Origin of the sequence: Rothia sp. HMSC073B08 (assembly GCF_001812975.1) — a bacterium.
Classification (GTDB): domain Bacteria; phylum Actinomycetota; class Actinomycetes; order Actinomycetales; family Micrococcaceae; genus Rothia; species Rothia mucilaginosa.
Window position 1 is genome coordinate 53,533 of sequence record NZ_KV811057.1, and the last position, 15,392, is coordinate 68,924.

The 15,392-nt window shown below is 57.6% G+C and carries 11 protein-coding genes; 9 read left to right on the forward strand and 2 right to left on the reverse strand.

The features are described 5' to 3' along the window. Window positions 1-4: 4 nt before the first annotated feature. Together ilvD and HMPREF2884_RS03045 are read left to right on the forward strand one after the other, a co-directional pair. The gene (ilvD, locus tag HMPREF2884_RS03040; protein WP_049340243.1) at window positions 5-1,849 is read left to right on the forward strand and encodes a dihydroxy-acid dehydratase; all 1,845 of its coding nucleotides are present in this window, start codon (window positions 5-7) and stop codon (window positions 1,847-1,849) included. Window positions 1,850-2,089: 240 nt separating this feature from the next. Next, window positions 2,090-3,124 carry a 2-oxoglutarate dehydrogenase gene (locus HMPREF2884_RS03045; protein ID WP_070615528.1) on the forward strand — a complete coding sequence of 345 codons (1,035 nt, stop codon included), beginning with the start codon at window positions 2,090-2,092 and terminating at the stop codon, window positions 3,122-3,124. A 123-nt stretch (window positions 3,125-3,247) separates the two neighbouring features. Here HMPREF2884_RS03045 and HMPREF2884_RS03050 read toward each other — a convergent pair whose 3' ends face one another. Further along, on the reverse strand, window positions 3,248-3,526 hold the full coding sequence (locus HMPREF2884_RS03050; protein ID WP_044150828.1) for a putative quinol monooxygenase: 279 nt from the start codon (window positions 3,524-3,526) through the stop codon (window positions 3,248-3,250). 293 nt (window positions 3,527-3,819) lie between these two features. Between HMPREF2884_RS03050 and HMPREF2884_RS03055 the strand changes: the two genes are divergently transcribed. Together HMPREF2884_RS03055 and HMPREF2884_RS03060 are read left to right on the forward strand one after the other, a co-directional pair. Further along, the gene (locus tag HMPREF2884_RS03055) at window positions 3,820-5,016 is read left to right on the forward strand and encodes an RNase H family protein (protein ID WP_005509232.1); all 1,197 of its coding nucleotides are present in this window, start codon (window positions 3,820-3,822) and stop codon (window positions 5,014-5,016) included. A gap of 235 nt (window positions 5,017-5,251) precedes the next feature. Further along, complete coding sequence (locus HMPREF2884_RS03060; protein WP_246827912.1) at window positions 5,252-6,352, forward strand: YdcF family protein; 1,101 nt, start codon at window positions 5,252-5,254, stop codon at window positions 6,350-6,352. A 115-nt stretch (window positions 6,353-6,467) separates the two neighbouring features. Here HMPREF2884_RS03060 and cls read toward each other — a convergent pair whose 3' ends face one another. Continuing rightward, window positions 6,468-7,946, reverse strand: coding sequence for a cardiolipin synthase (gene cls / locus HMPREF2884_RS03065; protein ID WP_070615531.1), 1,479 nt, complete (start codon window positions 7,944-7,946; stop codon window positions 6,468-6,470). 191 nt (window positions 7,947-8,137) lie between these two features. Here cls and HMPREF2884_RS03070 point away from each other — a divergent pair, with 191 nt between their 5' ends. The 5 genes from HMPREF2884_RS03070 to HMPREF2884_RS03090 all read left to right on the forward strand — a co-directional run bounded on the left by HMPREF2884_RS03070 (window position 8,138) and on the right by HMPREF2884_RS03090 (window position 15,280). Next, the gene (locus HMPREF2884_RS03070) at window positions 8,138-8,809 is read left to right on the forward strand and encodes a TetR/AcrR family transcriptional regulator (RefSeq protein WP_239662189.1); all 672 of its coding nucleotides are present in this window, start codon (window positions 8,138-8,140) and stop codon (window positions 8,807-8,809) included. 131 nt (window positions 8,810-8,940) lie between these two features. After that, complete coding sequence (locus HMPREF2884_RS03075; RefSeq protein ID WP_070615535.1) at window positions 8,941-10,677, forward strand: MDR family MFS transporter; 1,737 nt, start codon at window positions 8,941-8,943, stop codon at window positions 10,675-10,677. 516 nt (window positions 10,678-11,193) lie between these two features. Continuing rightward, a complete protein-coding gene (locus HMPREF2884_RS03080) occupies window positions 11,194-12,189 on the forward strand; it encodes an ABC transporter permease (RefSeq protein WP_070615545.1) in 996 nt (331 codons plus the stop codon). Continuing rightward, complete coding sequence (locus HMPREF2884_RS03085; protein WP_070615548.1) at window positions 12,186-13,187, forward strand: ABC transporter permease; 1,002 nt, start codon at window positions 12,186-12,188, stop codon at window positions 13,185-13,187. Before HMPREF2884_RS03080 ends, HMPREF2884_RS03085 begins: the two co-directional genes overlap by 4 nt. After that, on the forward strand, window positions 13,187-15,280 hold the full coding sequence (locus HMPREF2884_RS03090; protein ID WP_070615551.1) for an ABC transporter ATP-binding protein: 2,094 nt from the start codon (window positions 13,187-13,189) through the stop codon (window positions 15,278-15,280). The genes HMPREF2884_RS03085 and HMPREF2884_RS03090 overlap by 1 nt, the downstream gene beginning before the upstream one ends. Window positions 15,281-15,392 lie beyond the last annotated feature (112 nt).

Here is a 15,392-nt window from a genome sequence, read left to right on the forward strand (position 1 = left end):
AACAATGCCAGAACTGCGTTCACGTACTTCAACTCACGGCCGTAACATGGCTGGTGCCCGCGCCCTGTGGCGTGCCACCGGCATGGGCGATGACGACTTCGGCAAGCCTATTATCGCTATCGCGAACTCTTTCACCCAGTTCGTGCCCGGCCACGTGCACCTGAAGGACATGGGTGAGCTGGTCGCCGGCGCGATTCGTGAGGCTGGCGGCGTCGCCAAGGAATTTAACACCATCGCTGTTGATGACGGTATTGCGATGGGCCACGACGGTATGCTCTACTCGCTGCCTTCCCGCGATCTGATCGCTGATTCGGTCGAGTACATGGTCAACGCGCACCGTGCCGACGCGCTGGTCTGCATCTCTAACTGTGACAAGATCACCCCCGGTATGCTTCTGGCGGCTATGCGCCTGAACATCCCCACCATCTTTGTCTCTGGCGGCCCCATGGAGTCCGGCGAGGGCATTGAGGGCATTGTTGAGCACCGCCTCGACCTGATTGATGCCATGGTGATGGCTGTTGACGATAGCGTCAGTGACGCTGCGCTCGCTCAGGTTGAGAAGAATGCGTGCCCGACCTGCGGTTCGTGTGCGGGTATGTTCACCGCGAACTCCATGAACTGCCTGAATGAGGCGATTGGTCTGGCGCTGCCCGGTAACGGCACCACCCTGGCTACTCAGGTTGCTCGTAAGGAGCTGTTCCTGGATGCTGGCCGCCGCATCGTTGAGTTGGCTAAGCGCTACTACGAGCAGGATGACGAGTCGGTTCTGCCCCGCTCCATTGCGACCAAGGAGGCGTTCGAGAACGCTATGGCGCTGGATGTGGCGATGGGCGGTTCGACCAACACCGTGCTGCACACCCTGGCGATCGCTCACGAAGCGGGTGCTGACTTCACCCTGAAGGATATCGACCGTATTTCGCGTCAGGTTCCCTGCCTGGCGAAGGTCGCCCCGAACTCCACTAAGTACCACATTGAGCACGTGCACCGTGCCGGTGGTATCCCCGCCCTGCTGGGTGAGCTGAACCGTGCCGGCCTGCTGCACAAGAACGTTCATTCTGTTCACGCTGACTCGCTGGACGAGTGGCTGGACGAGTGGGATATCCGCGGCGGCAAGGCGAGCGAGAAGGCGAAGGATCTGTTCCTCGCAGCTCCCGGCGGCGTGCGCACCACCCACGCGTTCTCCACCGCGAACAAGTACGAGTCCCACGAGACTGACGCTGAGAACGGCTGTATCCGCGCCGTGGAGCACGCGTACACCAAGGACGGCGGCCTGGCGGTCCTGTACGGCAACATCGCTCAGGACGGCGCAATCATCAAGTCCGCTGGTATTGATGAGGAGCTGTTCCACTTCAAGGGTCGCGCCTTCGTGGTCGAGTCTCAGGACGAGGCTGTGTACGAGATCCTGTCGAAGAACGTGAAGGAAGGCGACGTTGTCGTCATCCAGTACGAGGGCCCGAAGGGCGGCCCCGGCATGCAGGAAATGCTGTACCCGACCTCCTACCTGAAGGGTCTGGGCCTGGGCAAGAAGTGTGCACTGATTACTGACGGTCGTTTCTCCGGTGGTACTTCGGGTATTTCGATTGGTCACGTCTCCCCGGAGGCTGCTGCTGGCGGCGCTATCGGCCTGGTGCAGACCGGCGACGAGATTGAGATTGACGTGAACAACCGCATCCTGCGTGTGAACGTTTCGGATGAGGAGCTGGCTGCTCGCCGCGAGGCGAAGGGCGCCGCACCGTGGCGTCCGACCAAGCCGCGTGAGCGTCACGTATCGAACGCCTTGAAGGTGTACGGCATGTTGGCTGCTTCGGCTGATAAGGGTGGCGTGCGCATCCTGCCTGAGGACGCATAAACCCCTCACGTATCGTGTGAGAATTTAATATTCTTGCCCCTAAGGGTCGGTGCTCTGTTCTGCAGTTTTTCTGCGGGGCGGGGTGCCGACCTTTTTAACGTTTTTGAGAGTCCGGTGCGGCGTATTGCCTTGTCAAGGCTATTGCAGTAGGGTGTAGGAGGGTACTTAGGTACCCGATTCACCGACTCAGCACAACCACTCAAACACAACGCAATTCGCAACCCTCACGAGGACGTATTCATGGTTACCCTGCCCGCACGCGCACAGCGTGCCTTTACTTGCCGTACCCTGGCGGCTCTTGCCTGCATCGGTGCGCTCGCTTTGAGCTCTTGCTCTGCCCAGCCGCAGGCTGATGAGTCTGAAACCGCCCCGATGAAGGTGGCGACTTCTTCCGCGCCCGTGGACGCTAAGACCCTGTTCACCGCGGCGGATGGCTCCTGGAAACCGAATACCGTGCAGATTGCTGCCGGCTTGGATTCCCCTGCAACCTACGATTCGGTGGCAACCCCCACGAATGAGCCGAGCACTGACGCCGAGTACGAGGCAGCATACGCCACGGCGAGCGGCTCCGTGAGCACTATCGATCCTGGTACTCGCTGTGGCGTGACGAGTCTGCTGGGTGGTTCCGCCGGTATTTACGTGTATGACGGTTCGGATTGCGCGAAGGCTCAGGAGGCGGTGCGCCTCTTCAACAGCCGCAAGAACCAGGACGGTTCGGCGAGCGTTGAGTGGTACCAGTGCGCTACGAAGGTGCAGGGCCGCGACTACATTACGGGTGCCTGCTTCACGCAGGGTGGTAGCGTTGAGAAGCCGCGCCTGGCGCTGATTCCGGCACAGACCCGCATGCTGTCGGGTACGCTGACTTTCGCTGAAGCGTACGGTGGCGGCACTTTCGGTCAGGGTGATTCTGCGAAGACTGTTGAGGCGCTGCGTTTCACCAGCCCGGACTCTAAGGTCGCGTGTTCGGTGACCCCGTCAGGTGTGGACTGCCAGGCGCTGGTGGGCGTGACCCTGGAGGGCTGGGATTCCGCATCCGGTAAGGCACAGCAGCGCGTGCACATGGTGCAGGGCCAGGCGCCCGAGGTGAGCCTGGTCGGTCAGACCGCCACCCCGGAGCCGGTGAATACTGAGGGTATTGTTGCCCTGTCTACCGGTCAGGTGGTGACTGCGTACGGTTACACCTGTAAGTCGGTGAATACCGGTAAGGTGCATTGCGTGAGCGCGACGAATGGTTTCACACTTGATTCGATGGAGGTCGGCCTAGAGCGCCGATAAGCCGAGAGCGCCGCTAGTAGCCGCGCTCGCCTCCAAGGCTGGTATGCCTCCATGGCTGACATACGAAGGTGCCCGGCACCCCTCACTTAGGGGGTGCCGGGCACCTTCGGTATTTAACGTTGCTTAGCGGAAGTTGACGATGCGAACGTCCAGCTCGGAGGAGAGCAGCGGCTCCCATGCGGCGACAGCCTTCTGGAAGTGTTCGGTGCCCATGTGCTTTTCGAGCAGTTCCTGGGATTCCCAACGCTCGATGAATGCGAAGTCGGTGTCGGAGACGGCACCGAAGTCGTAGCTGACGTTGCCTTCGTCCTGGCGGCTTGCGGTCACGAGCGGTTCGATGGTCTTGAGGAATTCTTCGACGTGCTCGGGCTTGACGGATACTCCGGCGTAAACACCAATCATGGGGCTCTCCTTATCGGGTGGTGCGGCGGTTGCCGCGTCGTATATGACTCTTTTACCGTACACCTTTCCCCACGCCTCGGTGAGGTATGCGCGGGGGTTTCTCGCGCTGTGTTCTGTGCTGGGTTTTGTGTTGTGCCGGTGCGTGAGAGGAGTTGCGGTTATTCCATTCGCTAACTGTAAAAAAGGTGTTTTATATTTGCGTGCCCCTTTCTTTTCGACCTATAAAAGAATGAGGACGATATACCGTATGAATGGAAGGAGACGCGGTATGGCACACATGGGGGGTGACACTCATGGGATTTTCACCGGCGCATATCAAACGATGCACCCTGACCTGGGAGGCGCCCGACTATAGCGCCTCGTACCCTGCCGGGTACACGGATCAGGGCGTTGCTGTGATTGCGGTGGCTCAGGAGCATCGTAAGGCGCAGGGTTTTTGTTATTCGGCATTGTCGACGGTGGTTTTTATTTCTAAGCAGGACGGCACCCGCACTGTGGTGAATGAGGAGCCGATGCTTTTCACTCACGTTCATTCCCTGATGGAGTGCTGTGATGAGGTGCATCCGCGTCTGCTGGGTCGTGCCGTGCTTTCTGCGTGGGATGTGGTTCCTGAGCAGTACCGTCAGAACCTGGTGACGATTGCTGCTGACCGTAAGAATTTGAAGCATCTTTTCCGTGATTGCGACCAGTTGAAGGGGATTATGGAGTACCGCGCCTTTGAGAAGGTGCTGGACCCGTACGATAACCATTCTTTGGGTGAAGTGCATGTGAAGCTTGCTGGCACGCCCGCGTATGAGCGGATGCAGGCTGAGGTGTGTGCGGCACGTACCGCCGTGGATGAGATGGTGGAGGAGGCACTGACCCCTCGACCGCTGGATCAGCTGCAGGACTATAGCGTTTTCACGGATTGTTCGTTCCGTTCGACTCACAATAAGAAGTATCAGCGTGGCGGCCGTATGGGTATCGCCGGCGTGAGTGAGGACGGCTTCTATTTTCATGCCCACTATGATGGCGTGAATATTATGACCGGTGAGCTGTCTGCGATGTTGGCGGCTTATACGGTGTTCCATAGCGGTTCGCGCCGCCTGATTATTCATACGGATTCTTTGGGTGCGTTGACGTTTGTGTTGCGTTTGGCGCATAGCCGTTGGGCTTTTGAGGCGTGGGTTTCTGAGGGTATTCAGGATGAGCGCGTGGTGGCTCAGATGCGTGCTTTGACGGAGGCTATCCGCGAGAAGCGTGTGCTGGTGAAGCATGTTCCGGGTCATACGGGCCACGGTTTGCAGGAGAGTAGCGACTCTGTGTCGAAGATGCATCGCCATTTTCCGGGGCAGATTGTGGATAAGCGTCATCAGAGCGAGTTTAATCAGCGTTGCGAGTCGATTATTACTGCTTTGTCGGGTTGTGCGAAGGCTGTTCGCCTGCTTGCGCCGGAGTGGTTGCAGATTAAACCTTCTTCAATCCACACGGGAAACCGTTTATGGCGCTAAACTAGTCCAGGGTAGAAATGAACGCGCGATGCATTCGCCGCATACGAGGGTATGCGATGTCGGAGGTGTCGCGTGTTTCTTTTTGCCCTTTTCTGTGTGTGTGCTTGTTCTGTGTGTGCTTGTGTGCGGTGGGTCTGCAGCGATAGATGCACAGTGGCGGGGATAAAATTGTGTGAAGAATTTTTCGATTCTCCCGATTTTTAGCGGGTGCACACTATTTTTTGGGACCCAATTTATGCAGTTTCTCCCTCCTCCTGATTCTCCTCTATATATTCCGCTGGTGGTGCTGTATGCGCTGACGGCGCTTTCGCTGGTGCTCTTTATCTGCCTCTACCTGCGGGAACGCCGTAGTGTGTTTGTCGGCTGGTTGCTGATTGCGACCGTGGGGTTGCTGGGTACGAGCCTGGGCGTAACGGCGATTGTGGCAGAGAACCAGATTTTGCTGGTGTTGGCGTTCCTCATTGTTATCGTTCCGGCGATCCTTTCGATTTTTACGCCTTTGGGTTTGACCGGTCTTTTCCTATATAGCGGTGTGCGTCTTATTGTTCGTGAGGGTTTTTCGCTCACTAATTCTTTGGCATTAGCTGCCGGTATTGCCCTTATTGTGGGTCCGTTCTTTATTCCCGGTCCGGCGGAGAACACTCCGTTGGGCGGCGTGTGGGGCACTATTTATTTCTATTTTTCGCTGGTGCTGACCTATTTCACCATCTACGCGGTGGGCTTTACTGTGTCGGCAGTGTTGAACCTGGTGAATTTCCGTCAACAGGCTGACTATGTGGTGGTGCTCGGTTCGGGTCTCATTGGTGACCAGGTGACTCCGCTGCTGGCGGGTCGTATCGATCGAGGCATTGAAATTTACCGTAAGAACCCCGGCTCGAAGCTGATTATGTCTGGCGGTCAGGGCGCGGATGAAGAGGTTCCTGAGGGTGTGGCGATGACTCGCTACGCTGTATCCCGCGGTATTCCCGAGGCGGACATTATTGTGGAGGACCGCGCGGTGAACACCCGCGAGAATCTGCTCTTCTCTTACGCCCTGATGCCGGAGGTTGCCGAGGGCAAAACCCCGAAAGTTGCTGTGGCAACAACCAGCTACCACCTGTTCCGTGCGTTGCTGCTGGCGCGTTCGCTGGGCCTGAAATGCTGGGGCGCGGGGGCTCGTACGAAGGTGTATTTTGCGGTGAATGCTTTTATCCGTGAGTTTATTGGGTATTTGAGCATGACGCGCCGCCGCCACATCATCACCTTGAGCCTGTGCACGGTCCTCTACATTGCGGTGGCGCTCTTCGTGTGGTGGATGCATTCTGCCGGTTTGGTGGGCCCGGGCGAACCGATGTAGCCCCTGGTCTGCTCTAATACGTATCCGTGCTCTAGCTTGTGGCCTGGCGCATCCTGCGATAGCGCCTCATACAATAAAACTGCCCACCCGGGGTTATCCGGGTGGGCAGTTTTATTTAGAGGAGCGATGACCACAGTCGGCAGAGGTTCTCCGCCATCTTGATGCGGCGCGGGCGCTCCGCCCACTGGGTGTACAGCAGCTCGGTGCAGACCTGCTCGTATTCGGCGCATACTTCATCCAGCATCGCCACCATTTTGCGGTCAATGACGAACGTTGACACTTCCATGTTCAGCGAGAAGGAACGCGGGTCCATATTGGACGAGCCAATGAACGCGATTTCATCGTCGACCATCATGAACTTGGAGTGCAGCACGGTCGGGCTGGGGTACTGCAGAATACGCACACCCGCCTGCAACAGCTGCTCGTAGTAGGAACGCTGCGCCATGTTCGGCAGGAACTGGTCGCCCTTCTCGCACACAATCACGGTGGTTTCAATACCGGAGTATGCGGCATTCGTGAGTGCCTGCAGCAGGGTCTCTTCGGGCACGAAGTAGGGCGAGCAGATGGTGATACGCCGCTCGGCATTGTAGATCAAGTAGTTGATGAGGCGCAGGTTGTTTTCGGTTTTAAAACCGGGGCCGGAGGGAACAACCTGGGCGCGCATCCCATCCTCGTAGTAGGGGATGGTGGTGTTAATTTCTGCCAGGATCAGCTGGTTCGTTTCGGAGTACCAGTCGGAGACGAAAACGGCGTTGAGCTCTTCAACGATGGGGCCGGTGCAGGAGAAGGTCAGGTCCTTCCATTCCAGACCCTTCTTGACGTTTTCGGGTAGATCATAGGAGCGGTGAATAGCGTTCTGCGAACCGGAGAACGCGACGCGGCCGTCCACGACGAGGACCTTGCGGTGGTTACGCAGGTCGGGGCGCTGCCACTTGAGCTTCCACGGTTTGAGCGGCAGCATGAGGCGCCACTGCATACCCGAGTCGTTGAGCATTTTCACGAGCTTCTTATAGGACGGGTATTTGCGGGAGCCGATGTGGTCGATGAGTACGCGCACCTGTACACCGCGTTTGTGGGCGGCGAAGAGGGCGTCCCAGAGGACTGCGCTCGCCTCGTCGTAGGCGGTGATGTAGAACTCGAAGTGCACGTATTTGGTGGCGCGGTCGACTTCTTCCGCCATGGCGACCATTGCGTCGTGGTTGTCGGTGTGGAGGGTGAACTGGTTGCCGCCGACCAGGGGGAGCGAGCCGAGGGTGTAGTTGAGTTGGCTGGCTACCTTTGCCGGGTCGGAGAGGTCATCGGTGCGGGTGAGGAAGGGTTTGTTTTCGCTGACATCGCGAATCATGTCGTTCATGGCGTGTTGGCGTGCGCGGCGGTAGGCGGGCAGGCGCGAGGAGCCGAAGACGAGGAATGCGATAAACCCTACGAAGGGGATGAAGAAGATTGCCATGAGCCAGCCCAGCGCAACCACGGGTTTGCGGTTGTAGGGGAGCCAGAAGAGGGCTGCGAGTCGGATGAGGATATCGGCTATGCCGAGTGCGAGGCGCAGCCAGTCGGGCAGGAAGTCGAGGGAGGTGGGGGCAAACAAGTTCACCCGTCTATTATGCCAGTATTTCGTGTGGGGCTGGGGGGGGGAGTGGGTTTGCCGCTTCGTATGTGATGTGTCGGTATTGTGTGCGGGTGTTGTGTGCCAGTGGCGGGGCCGGAGTTTAGCCGGCTATGCTGTGAGCCTTAACGCTAAAAATGCACTTGAGCATTGTGTGCAGTGGTGAAATAATTGCAGTTATGCAGAAAAAGGAACAGAGCCTTCGCGAACGCCGCCGCGAACAAACCTGGACGGCAATCCACGAAGCAGCCCTCAAACGCGTCCGCGACCATGGGATGCGCGGAACCACCGTTGAAGAAATCGCCCAGGAGGCGGGCGTCTCCCCGCGTACCTTCTTCAACTACTTCCCCTCCAAAGAGGACGCCGTTCTGGGTCTGCGTGAACCGGTGGTCAGCGAGGAAATCCTCGAAACAGACCGCGCCCACGAGGATGACAACACCATCATTCGTGTAACCCACCTTCTCTGGGAGGTCATTTTCCAGAGCTTCCACTACGCCAATGGCAAGGACCCCCGAGCTCCCTTTCAGGAGTTCCCCGAGTCCGCGAAACGAATGAAAATGCACTACATGAAGTGCGAACAGGTGCTCACCGATTACCTGAACACTATTGACTGGGTGGCTTTTGACGCGGCCGGTCGCCGCGGCCCCTTCCCGCGCCGAACCCCCGCTGACCCGCTGACCGATCACTTCCGGGAGCGATCACGCGCAAAGGTCCAGCTTGCCTCCGCGGTGCTTCGTCAGCTGGAGTTCGCCCGCGACCTGGAAGATAAAGAGGATATTGCCCGCCATATCCGCCAGACGGTGAAGACCTTCCAGTTCCTGCTTTTTGAGCAGAACCGACCGGCAATCTAGCGGCGGTTCACTGCTACAAACTACAAAAGCCCGCCGGAAACCGAATCCGAGGCCCCGAATCGAGGCAACCGAATCCAGAGCCCGGCGGACACTCACAACAGATATATATAGAACGTAACTAAGGATTATCGATGAGTACAGAGGAAAAGAAGCTACCTCAGCCGCCAGCCGGCGAGGCTAAGCAGGAAAGTAAAAACCGCATCCGCGCCATGTTCCTGGGCCTGGTCATTGTGATGCTCATGTCCTCGCTGAACCAAACGATTCTGGCGCCGTCGCTGCCCACGATTGTGGGTGAGCTTCACGGCGTGGAGCACATGAGCTGGGTGATTACTATTTTCATCCTGCTTTCGACGATTACGATGCCGGTCTACGGCAAGCTTTCTGACCAGTTCGGACGCAAGCCCTTCCTGATTTTTGCGATTGTCGCTTTCATGGCGGGTTCGATTGTTGGTGCGCTCGCTCAGGACATGAACTGGCTGATTTTTGCTCGTGCCCTGCAGGGTCTGGGCGGCGGCGGTCTGATGATTCTTTCTCAGGCTGTGATTGCTGATGTGATTCCTCCCCGCGACCGTGGCCGCTACATGGGTATTATCGGTGGCGTTTTTGCGTTCTCGTCGGTGGCTGGTCCGCTGATTGGTGGCTGGATTACTGAGGGGCCGGGTTGGCGTTGGGCGTTCTGGCTGAACCTGCCGCTGGCTATTCTGTCGATTCTTGCGGTGATTTTCTTGCTGCCGCACCGCCCGTTCCGTGAGCGTGAGAAGCACAGCATCGACTACCTTGGCTCGCTGATTCTGATGGCGGGTACGAGTGCGCTGGTGCTTGCCACGATTTGGGGCGGTAACCAGTACGAGTGGGCTTCGCCGCAGATTATTGGTCTGCTGATTTTCTCGGTGGTTGCTGCGCTGGTGTTCATCCCGGTGGAGAACCGTGCGGCTGAGCCGGTCATGCCCATGTACCTGTTCAAGAACCGTAACTTCTTGCTGACTCTGGGCGCTTCGCTGGCGCTGGGTGTGGCAATGTTTGGTGCGGTGGAGTATATCCCGACTTATCTGCAGATGGCGCTGGGTGTGAGCGCTACGGTGGCCGGTCTGCTGATGATTCCGATGATGGGTGTCATGCTGGTGGTGTCGATTGTGACGGGCCGCGTGGTGTCGAAGAGCGGTCGCTACAAGCGTTACGTGACGAGCGGTACCGCGATTGTGGCGCTGGGCCTGTTCCTGCTGTCGACCGTGACTATTGAGACTCCGACCTGGCTGTTCTGTGTGTACCTCGCGGTGATGGGTGCCGGTCTGGGTATGTCCATGCAGTTCTTGACTCTGATTGTTCAGAATGCGTTCCCGGTGAGTGTGGTTGGTACCGCGACGGCGTCGAATAACTTCTTCCGTCAGGTGGGTGCTACTGTGGGTGCCTCGCTGGTGGGTGGTCTGTTTACCTCGCGTCTGACCTCGCTGATTTCTGAGCGTATGCCGCAGCAGGCGCTGCAGTCTTCGGGTAGCCATGCGTCTTCGTCTCTGACTCCTGAGCTGGTGGCGTCTTTGCCGGAGCCGGTGCACGGCATCATTGTGAATGCCTATAACGATGCGTTGATTCCGCTGTTCCTGTACCTGGTGCCGCTGGGTCTGGTGTCTACGCTGCTTCTGTTCTTCATTCGTGAGGATGCGTTGGCGACGACCCTGGAGACTGAGCCGGCTGTTGATATTGCTCGTGCGGCGACCGGTGCGATTCCGGTGATTACTCCGGAGATGGCTGCTAAGGATGCGCAGGCTTTGAAGAGCATGCACGGCTCTGCTCGTGCTCGTATTGCCGAGTCGTTGAGCTCGGAGGCTTCGCCGGATTCGCCGGATTCGGAGCCTAACGCTAAGAGCTAGGGTCTTAGCACTAGATGCGGAGGCGTTGCCTTCCTATATAAGTGGCGCCCCGGTGCGAGTCGTGTGCTCATGCCGGGGCGCTGTTTTTGGCTGAGTTGCCTTAAATAGCGCGCTTAAGAGGTGTGCCTTAGTGCTTGGTTTAGGGGTTGGAAGTGTTGGTTTAGTCCCCTAAACGGTGGGTTTACGTGGTGTTTTACCCTGTTAAAGCGCTTATCGAAAAGGTTATTACGTCCCTATGTCGAGAGAATTGTTTCGGATGTAAAATTTTCGTAAAAATTGTTAATCCGCCCCTTTTCCCCGGTATTCCGGGGCATTTTTTTACCCAGCTCCCTTTTAGCTTGCATACAGGCTGTTCTAAGGGGTGAAAGTGCCCAATGTGGGTTTGGTGGAAGTGTTACAGGCTATATAAGATAAAGTAAATATGCTCCTAGTGACAGTCATCACGAAGCAGTGCACTGGGACAGCATGACACACATGCCTTAACACCGACATCTACACAAGGAGGGGAACCGTCCCATGTTTAGGTACATCCTCCAGCGATCGCTGACGTACCTCGTCATGGTCTTTATTACGACCACGATGGGTTACTTTGCTGCGGTTACTGCTCTGAAGCCTGCCCTCTTGGAGCAGGAAAAGGTTCCGAAGCCTAGCCCCGAGCAGGTGAACCGTAACTTCGCGTCCCTGGGTCTCGATCCCGAAATGAACCCCTGGGACCGCTACGTTCAGTGGCTGACCAATGTGGTCACCAAGTTCGATTGGGGCCGTAGCCCCAACGGCGCGTACATTAACCAGGAATTTGGCCAGCGCGTGTGGGTTTCTACCCGCCTGCTGCTGGTGGCTACCATTCTCTCGATTGTGATTGGTATTGCCCTGGGTGTGTACTCGGCAGCTCGCCAGTACAAGTTCTCTGACCGTGTTATCACCGGTTACTCCTACCTGGTCTACATCATCCCCGCTCCCGTTGCTTACTTCGTGGTGCAGCAGGGCGCGACCACTATCAACAACATTGCCGTTGCTAATGGTGGAGAGAAGATTTTCTATGTGACCGGTATTTCGACTCCGGGTCTGACCGGATTCTGGGAAATCACCATCGATATGGCGGCGCACTACATCGTGCCGACTTTCTGTATGACCATCTTCGGTTGGGCTGGTTACCAGATTGCACAGCGTCAGTACCTGCTCGATAACGTGAACGCTGACTTCGTGCGTACCGCTCGTGCTAAGGGTCTGACCCGCAACCAGGCGATTACTCGCCACGCACTGCGTGTCTCCTTCATCCCCGTGGCACAGTCCATCGCGTACCGGATTCCGCTGATTTTTGCGGGTGCATTCTTCGCCGAGACCGTCTTTGCATGGCCCGGTATCGGTAAGTGGTCGATTGACTCCATTTCCTCGCAGGACGTGAACGCTGCGACCGTGACCCTCGCGTACGGTTCTGCACTGTTCGCTGTCGGTGCGATCATCGCTGATATCGCTACCACCATCGTCGACCCCCGAGTGAGGATCTCATGAGCCAGGTAACTGCAACTTCCTCCGTACCGGTGGTACAGGAGAACGGTGACTTCAAGGTCATCAACAAGAGCGTTATTATTCTGCGCCGCTTCCTGCGTAACAAGGCTGCAGTCTTCGGCCTGTCCGTGTTTATCGGCATGGGTCTGTTCGGCCTGTTCGGTAAGCACTTGACCAAGTACAAGCCCAACGACATTGACTACATGGCGCTAGGTGAAGGCCCCTCGGCTGACCACTGGTTCGGTACCACCATCGCGGGTAACGACGTGTTCGCCATGATGGTCGAGGCCGTCTGGACCTCTCTCGAAATTGGTGTGATCGTTGGTTTCGTCACCGTGCTCATCTCCGCAGTCTACGGCTGTGTGATGGCGTACTTCGGTGGCTGGATCGACAAGATCATGCTGTTCATCCTCGAGACCCTGATCATGGTTCCCTCGCTGCTGATTCTGGCTATTCTGATCAACGGTCAGGTCGGTAAGCAGATTCAGAAGAGCGTCCCCACCTGGATTCTGCTCTCCGCTGTGCTGATTACCTTCGGCTGGATGGGTAGCGCCCGTGTTATTCGTGCAATGGCACAGTCCCTCATCAACCGCGACTTCGTGAAGGCTGCGCGCTACATGGGTGTGCACCCCTTCAAGATTGTGATGCGCCACCTGGTTCCGAACATCGGCTCCCTGCTGGTTCTGAACTTCACCAGCGGCATCATGAACGCTGTGCTTTCTGAGGTTGCCTACTCCTTCATCGGCATCGGTATTAAGTACCCCAACTACTCGCTGGGTTCGCTGATTTCGGATGCTTCGCAGCAGATTAACACCCTGCCGCACATGTTCTGGTTCCCGGTTCTGTTCTTCTTCCTGCTGGTTGGTCCGCTGGCCCTCATGAACGACGGTCTGCGTGACGCATTCGACCCGACTTCGATGTCGGTCGGTAAGATCAAGAAGTCCAAGAAGAACGAGAAGGCAGAGGCACCTGCTGCCGCTGCAAAGGAGGCGAAGAACTAATGAGTACCTCTCCCGTTCTGAGCGTTAAGGACCTCAACGTCCGCTTCAATACTGAGAATGGCGTCGTGCACGCTGTTCGCGGTGTGAACTTTGACCTGTACCCCGGTAAGACCCTGGGTATCGTGGGTGAGTCCGGTTCCGGTAAGTCCGTTGCCTCCATGGCGATTATGGGCCTGCACCCGACCACTGCTGACATCACCGGCTCGATTAAGTACAACGGTACCGAGCTGCTGGGTCTGAGCGATAAGGAAATGTGCGCATACCGCGGCAAGGAGATCTCCATGGTCTTCCAGGATCCGCTGTCCTCCCTGACCCCCGTGTACACCATTGGTGATCAGATTGCCGAGGTGCTCAAGGTCCACAACAAGGGCATGAGCAAGCAGGCTATCAAGGACCGCTCCATCGAGCTGATGCGTATGGTGGGTATCCCTTCGCCGGCTGACCGCCTGCGTTCCTTCCCGCACGAGTTCTCCGGTGGTATGCGTCAGCGCATCATGATCGCTATGGCGATTGCGAATGACCCCCGCGTGCTCATCGCCGATGAGCCCACCACCGCACTGGATGTGACCATTCAGGCGCAGGTGCTGGAGGTTATGCAGAAGGCTCAGGAAGAGACCGGCGCAGCGACCATCATGATTACCCACGACCTCGGTGTTGTGGCTGGTATGGCTGACGACATTCTGGTGATGTACGCCGGTAAGCCGGTGGAGATTGCGAAGGCAGAAGACCTGTACAAGCATCCCTCCCACCCGTACACCATCGGTCTGCTGGGTGCGGTCCCGCGTGTGGACCGTTCCGAGAAGGTTTCCCTGGTTCCGATTGAGGGTACCCCTCCGAACCTGATTAACCCGGTGACCGCGTGCTCCTTCCGCCCGCGTTGCCCCATCGCTAAGAGCGGTGGCCAGTGCTGCCAGGACTCCAACGGCGAGCCCGATCTGCAGCTGCTGGAAGGCGTTGGCGAGGGCCACTACTCCTCCTGCACCATCTCTCAGGAGCTGGTCGGTAAGACCGCTGACGAGCTGTACCCGGTTCCGGAGCCCCCGGTATCGAAGTACGACGGTATTCCGCGTGAGGAGCGTGCCCCCGTCCTGGAGGTCCGCAACGTCAAGAAGCACTTCCCGCTCATGAAGGGTGCGCTGATTAAGCGCCGCGTGGGCACTGTGAAGGCTGTGAACGGCCTGTCCTTCGATATTCGTGAGGGCGAGTGCTTCTCCATTGTGGGTGAGTCCGGTTGTGGTAAGACCACCACCCTGCTGGAAATCATGGAGTTCAACAAGAACACCGACGGTGAGATTCTGATTAACGGAACCTCCACCAAGGACGGCAAGTCCGCAGGTGAGATTCTTGAGCTGCGTAAGAATCAGCAGATGGTGTTCCAGGACCCCACCGGTGCTCTGGATCCGCGCTTCACCGTTTACGAGGTGCTTGCTGAGCCGCTGGAAAACCAGGGCATGAACAAGGCAGACATCAAGAAGCGCGTCATCGAGCTGATGCACATTGTGGGTCTGCAGCCTGACCACGTGAACCGCTTCCCGAACCAGTTCTCTGGCGGTCAGCGTCAGCGTATCGGTATTGCTCGTGCGCTTGCTGTGAACCCCAAGCTCGTGGTTCTGGATGAGCCGGTGTCCGCACTGGACGTGTCCGTCCAGGCTGGTGTGATTAACCTGCTGGAGGAGCTGCGTGCAAACCTGGGCCTGAGCTACCTGATGGTTGCTCACGACCTCGCGGTGATTCGCCACGCATCCGACCGCGTTGCAGTGATGTACCTGGGTCGTATTGTTGAGATTGGTGACGTCGACCAGGTGTTCGACAACCCGATCCACCCGTACACCCGTGCACTGCTCTCGGCGATTCCGGTCCCGGATCCCGAGGTTGAGGCAAAGCGCCACCGCATTATGCTTGAGGGCGACCTGCCCACTCCGGTGAACGCGCCTAAGGGTTGTGGCTTCTCGAGCCGTTGCCCGGTCTTCAAGCTGCTGCCTGAGGACAAGAAGCGTCGTTGCCTGGAGGAGATGCCGGAACTGACCCACGTTGAGGGTGAGGATCACGGTTATGCTTGCTACTTCCCGGAGGCTGAGGCCGCTACGGTGTAGCTCTAGAGTCGGCTGAATAAGTCGCATGTGTGCCGAGGGGCGAATATTCGTTGAATATTCGTCCCTCGGGTTTTTTAATGCCCGGTACTGGTGAGGCGCGTGCAGCTTGAGA

What these genes read in the sequence shown, in the direction of transcription:
- ilvD (WP_049340243.1), top strand. Translation starts at nt 5, where the DNA reads ATGCCAGAACTGCGTTCACGTACTTCAACTCACGGCCGTAACATGGCT.
- HMPREF2884_RS03045 (WP_070615528.1), top strand. Translation starts at nt 2,090, where the DNA reads ATGGTTACCCTGCCCGCACGCGCACAGCGTGCCTTTACTTGCCGTACC.
- HMPREF2884_RS03050 (WP_044150828.1), bottom strand. Translation starts at nt 3,526, where the DNA reads ATGATTGGTGTTTACGCCGGAGTATCCGTCAAGCCCGAGCACGTCGAA.
- HMPREF2884_RS03055 (WP_005509232.1), top strand. Translation starts at nt 3,820, where the DNA reads ATGGGATTTTCACCGGCGCATATCAAACGATGCACCCTGACCTGGGAG.
- HMPREF2884_RS03060 (WP_246827912.1), top strand. Translation starts at nt 5,252, where the DNA reads ATGCAGTTTCTCCCTCCTCCTGATTCTCCTCTATATATTCCGCTGGTG.
- HMPREF2884_RS03070 (WP_239662189.1), top strand. Translation starts at nt 8,138, where the DNA reads ATGCAGAAAAAGGAACAGAGCCTTCGCGAACGCCGCCGCGAACAAACC.
- HMPREF2884_RS03075 (WP_070615535.1), top strand. Translation starts at nt 8,941, where the DNA reads ATGAGTACAGAGGAAAAGAAGCTACCTCAGCCGCCAGCCGGCGAGGCT.
- HMPREF2884_RS03080 (WP_070615545.1), top strand. Translation starts at nt 11,194, where the DNA reads ATGTTTAGGTACATCCTCCAGCGATCGCTGACGTACCTCGTCATGGTC.
- HMPREF2884_RS03085 (WP_070615548.1), top strand. Translation starts at nt 12,186, where the DNA reads ATGAGCCAGGTAACTGCAACTTCCTCCGTACCGGTGGTACAGGAGAAC.
- HMPREF2884_RS03090 (WP_070615551.1), top strand. Translation starts at nt 13,187, where the DNA reads ATGAGTACCTCTCCCGTTCTGAGCGTTAAGGACCTCAACGTCCGCTTC.